Below are 5028 nucleotides of genomic sequence, written 5' to 3'. Positions count from 1 at the left end.
GGAATGTCGGTGGGTTGCCAAAGGCGTTCAAACTAAGCAGGGGCGATCGCCCCCATCATCTTCACCGTTACCTCCAGCCCATCACGGTCTGCTGTAGCCCCGCCCGGGAAAACAGCGTATGGGCAGTTCGGGCGATCGCTTGGCACAGCATCAGCGAATCCTTGCTACTCCATAACGTCGCCCAACACCCGTTTCCAATTACTTCTCGCACTCACCCGATCGCCTCCAAACGATCGGGTGAGTGGGCGTTGTTAGGCGGTGCTGCCCACACTGTTTTTACCCACTTCATAACGAAGTTCAGCCATACCGGTGCTGATTTGGCGAACCGAGATCAGACGTAGGGTTGGACTCAGAACCCGGCGCGGAAACAGTTGCTTACCCTTGCCCAAAGTAGCTGATCCAATCTGGACGATTAGCTCATCTAAAAGCCCAGCATCATAGAACTGCCCTGCCAAATCACCGCCGCCCACAATCCAGATGTTCTTGTCGCCCGCCGCCGCCCGCATTTCCTTGTGAATGTGACGCACATCCCCTTTTACGAATTGAATGTCTGCGCCCTCAATGACCGGGAGACTGCGACTGGTGAATACCCAGACAGGTTGAGTGTACGGCCACGATGACCCGGTCTCGGCAGCGACTTGATCAGCGTTGCTACCTATCCACGCATAGGTAGCCGATCCCATAGCCAATGCACCTACCTCAGCAATAAACTCTGGGTAGCTGGAGTCATTTAGGTCGCCCAGCGAAAATAGCCAGTCTAGCGAATCATCTTCGGTCGCGATGAACCCATCAAGGCTTGTGGCTGTGTAGTACTGAGTCTTCATAACTGTTTTCGCTTTCGATACCTAATTGTGACCACCTAACAACTTATTAGATCGATAACCTCCCCCATCACTGGTCTGAGACACCTGACAGCAGGCTATACGTTGTCCCGGTACATTGAGCTTGTTAGAAAGATTATAGGCAAAATTTTTGTTTTACCAACAGTCCCTGTAAACAGAGAACCCCGACTATCTAACTTATGATTTGAGGAGCGAGTCGTGACAGTCTCTTCGAGAAAGTTGAGTAGGATGGTAGTTTTTGACGATCAGTTGTACCGGAGATGCTCCTGATGTCAGACCTCGGCGCACGGGTTGCACCAAACGGGCATCAGCTAATCCTAGTTCAACCTGTGACAGGATTCTACTCAAAACCACTTTCATTTCAAATTGAGCAAACGCCATACCAATACAACGTCGACTGCCCCCACCAAAAGGCAAATATTCAAAAGGAGTAAATTGGCGTTCCAAAAAGCGTTCTGGTTTGAATTGCTCCGGATCTGGGTAGATATCCTCACGGCGATGGGCTAGATAGATCGAACCCATCACAATAGTTCCAGGGGCAAGTGAGTGCCCCATCAACTCAACAGACGATCTAACCACCCGTGGAAACGTCAGCATTCCCACCGGGTAAATCCGTAGCGTTTCACAACAGACTGCATTCAGATAGGGGAGGCGCAAAAGAGCGTTAGAATCGAGGGGGACATCCATTTCCTCAAGCTCTTGCAGCAGTTGCTGGCGAACGCTGGGAAATTTGTGAATCCAATACAATGCCCAAGTTAGAGCGGTGGCAGTTGTTTCATGACCAGCGACTAAAAGCGTCATTAATTCGTCGCGCAACTCCATATCCGTCATAGGCTCACCTGCTTCATCACGGGCAGACATGAGTAACGTAAGGATATCGTCACGAGAACCATCGGGCTGTGTTCGCCGCTCTGAAATCTCATCGTAGATGATCTGGTCAACTTGTTGTCGTTTACGGATAAAGTTGCCCCAGGGACTCAGTGTCCCTAAATCCTGACGAAGGATTGGAAAATAGAGGAGGCTGACGCTCAAGGGGTTACTCATTTCATTGAGCATGGTTCCCAGAAGTTTCTCTAGTTGCTGGTAGCGGGGTCCCTCGGCTAGACCAAACACAGCCCCCAAGATCGCTCGCATAGAAATAGCTTGCATAGCCTCCCGAACTGAGAAAGATTTACCAACAGTCCATTCGCGTATGACATCCTCAGTAATGCTGCCAATGAGTTGTCCGTAGGAACGCATCCGTTCGCCATGAAACGGGGGCATCATCAGGTGACGCATCCTGCGATGGCGATCGCCACTTAACCCAATCACAGATTGCGTTCCTAGAAATGGTTCAAATAGACCGTTTAGCTCACCAGGAGCATCAAACATCTTTGAATCATCGCTAGTCAGAATGGCTTGCAGGGCTTGAGGATGACTGAAAAATACGACGGGAGCAAATTTCTCACCCAGCATGACCGTGAAGCAGTCGCCATAATCATGAGCACAGCTACGCATAAATGAAAATGGTTTGGTAATCCAGTAAAACATTTGCCAAATTGCCGGATTTTTTGGTCCATTGGGGAGTGACATAGCAGTTACCTAATTACAGATTTGCTTTCTTCATCACGAAAAAGCTGATGTTTTAGAATTGCGAATAATCTGCATCATAGACCCCTGCATGATGGATAGGCAGCAAAGGTCCGCATATTTTCAAGTTTACGACTCCTTTCCATCCACCTGATTAACCAGTGCCGGAATGCCGATGAGTTGCCAAAGGCGTTCAAACTAAGCAGGGGCGATCGCTTTATATCTCCTGCTGTGTTTCACGATAAAGACTTGGCTGCTTGGCACAAGTGCCTCAACGTATAGGTATCTCATTGCTTTCGGATAGAGTAGGAGTTATAGATGTGCCCCCGCCCTCGGTATCATTTGGCATCTTCAAGCAACCCTCGTTTAATGGTCGTCGTCAGCATATATCCACATGGACTCTGTGTTCCCTGCCCTTGTAAAGCCACATTGTTCATAAAAGGCGATCGCTTCGCTGTCAGCCACAAGCATATGCATGTGCATTCCTTCATATCTCTGCTTTAAGATGTCCATAATTCCTGTGCCAATTCTTTGACCTTGATAGTCTGGATGAACTAACAGATGGGGATAATACACCACTAAAAAACCATCTGAGATTGCGTTGCCGATGCCAACGAGTTTTTCGTGATGCCAAGCTGAAACAAGGGAATGGGAATGGAGTAATGCTTGATGTAGCACCTTAGGCTTTTGGGCTGAAGACCAACCATTCAAGCTGCTACGCAAGCGTCTCATTATTGAGACGGTCAATGACCAGCTCAATCACTTGTGTCAGATCGAGCATTCGCGACACCGCAGCCCCTTCAATTTTCTGGTGAACCTGGTCTCGGGTCTGATTGCCTATGTCTATCATCCGGATAAGCCCTCGTTGGGCATCCCAGACGAGGAACTGAAAGCCCTCTCCCAAGCTGCTTTTTAACTGTCGAATTCACATCCTTATGAAGGACAACTGAAGATTTAAATTACGCCTGAGAAGATTCAAATGTACTATTAAGTTGAGAGGTAATCTGAAGAGACCATGCCAAATCTGTTACTGATTGAAAGCCCCGGCAAGGTGAAGAAACTGGGGCAAATCCTGGGTTCAGGCTGGGTGATTAAAGCCAGCATGGGCCATGTGCGCGAACTCGCCAATGACGGCGACGATGCCCTGGGCTTTGACCTGGGGGCCGGTTCCATTGACTGTCGCTACCAGCCCCGCGATGCCCGTTCTAAGAAAGTGCTCTCAGAACTTCGCCAGGCAGTCAACGCCGCCGATCGCGTCTACATCGCCACCGACCCCGATCGCGAAGGGGAAACCATCGGCTGGCACTTGCAGCAGGCGCTGAATCTGCGGAATCCTCAGCGGGTAGTCTACAGCGAGATCACGCCTCAAGCGGTGAGGGCGGCGATCGCCCATCCTCGCACCCTCAACCAAGACCTCATCGCTGCCGGACGTGCCCGCGACTGCTTGGATAAACTGGTGGGCTACACCGGCAGTCGCCATGTCGTCTGGCCCCTGAAGAATGGCGCAAAGTCCATGGGGCGAGTCCAGAGCGCGACGCTGCACCTGCTCTGTGTTCGAGAACGCGAGATTCAAGCCTTTGTACCGCAGGATTATTGGAGTGTGTGGGTCACCTATGGGGAGGGCTTCAAAGCCTTCTATCGCAGTAGTCCTAAGCCGCAGCGGAAGTCTACGAAAAACGCGGAGGATCAAAGCGCTGAGAGTGAATCGGATCGAGTCAGGTCTCAAGATCGGGCGGATGAGCTGGTGGCGATCGCCCAAACCCACTCCCACAAAGTTCTACACATCGAAGGTAAACAGACCACTCAATCGCCCCCGCCTCCTTTTATTACCTCGACCTTGCAGCAGGCTGCTGGCTCTAAACTCCACTTCAGCCCCGAACAGACCATGAAGGTGGCCCAGGCGCTCTATGAAAAGGGTCACATCACCTACATGCGCACCGATTCGGTCATCCTTTCAGCGCCCTTTTGTGAGTCAGTTCGCCAGTACCTCCAGCAGCATGACCCCACCAACGTGCTGCGCAAAACCACCCAGCACCGTGCCATCAAGGGATCTCAAGAAGCCCATGAAGCCATTCGCCCGACGGATGTGAATCACCTACCCCAGCAGCTTCAGCGGGAACTATCCTTCGATCAAGCCAGGCTCTATGAGCTGATTTGGAATCGGGCAGTGGCTTCGCAATGCGCTCCGGCTCGTCTGCGCAAAACGCGCATCGTCACCCAGTCTGGCGAAGCATACTGGGAAGCTCGCGGCCAGGTGCTGGACTTTGCCGGATACACCTGTTACTGGAACAACATCAGTGCGGATTCAGTTTTGCCTGCTATTACTCAAGGGCAAGCCCTCCAACTGGAGCAGGCCCAGGCGGATCAGAAGCAAACTCAGCCGCCGCCGCGTTACAGCGAACCCAAGCTGGTGAAACTGATGGAACAAAAGGGGATTGGCCGACCCAGCACCTATGCTCCGACTATCAAAACCTTACGGCAACGAGAGTATGTGGGCCTGCTGCAGGGAAAGTTGCAGCCGACGGCATTGGGATTGGAACTGGACGGGGCTTTGGAAAAGCTGCTACCAGACTTGATTCAGCCGGAATTTACGGCTCAGATGGAGACGGCGTTGGAT

At 51.5% G+C, this 5028-nt stretch carries 4 protein-coding genes and 1 pseudogene; 2 read left to right on the top strand and 3 right to left on the bottom strand.

What is annotated here, in order from left to right:
• Window positions 1-251 precede the first annotated feature (251 nt).
• The 3 genes from V6D20_02110 to V6D20_02100 form a co-directional block, all read right to left on the bottom strand.
• A complete protein-coding gene (locus tag V6D20_02110; GenBank protein HEY9814591.1) occupies window positions 252-824 on the bottom strand; it encodes a dihydrofolate reductase family protein in 573 nt (190 codons plus the stop codon).
• 195 nt (window positions 825-1019) lie between these two features.
• Complete coding sequence (locus V6D20_02105; GenBank protein HEY9814590.1) at window positions 1020-2414, bottom strand: cytochrome P450; 1395 nt, start codon at window positions 2412-2414, stop codon at window positions 1020-1022.
• Between the two features lie 363 nt (window positions 2415-2777).
• Window positions 2778-3143: a GNAT family N-acetyltransferase gene (locus tag V6D20_02100; GenBank protein HEY9814589.1), complete on the bottom strand. Its 366-nt coding sequence runs from the start codon at window positions 3141-3143 to the stop codon at window positions 2778-2780.
• Between V6D20_02100 and V6D20_02095 the strand changes: the two are divergent.
• Window positions 3124-3327: pseudogene (locus tag V6D20_02095) on the top strand (transposase). The gene V6D20_02100 and the pseudogene V6D20_02095 overlap by 20 nt on opposite strands.
• Before the next feature lie 99 nt (window positions 3328-3426).
• Window positions 3427-5028, top strand: a 1602-nt coding sequence (gene topA / locus V6D20_02090; protein ID HEY9814588.1) for a type I DNA topoisomerase, incomplete at its 3' end; no start/stop codon positions are given.

It is taken from the genome of Candidatus Obscuribacterales bacterium, assembly GCA_036703605.1.
Classification (GTDB): domain Bacteria; phylum Cyanobacteriota; class Cyanobacteriia; order RECH01; family RECH01; genus RECH01.
The sequence above is the reverse complement of the archived record's forward strand: the minus strand, read 5'-3'. Positions and strand labels throughout refer to the sequence as shown.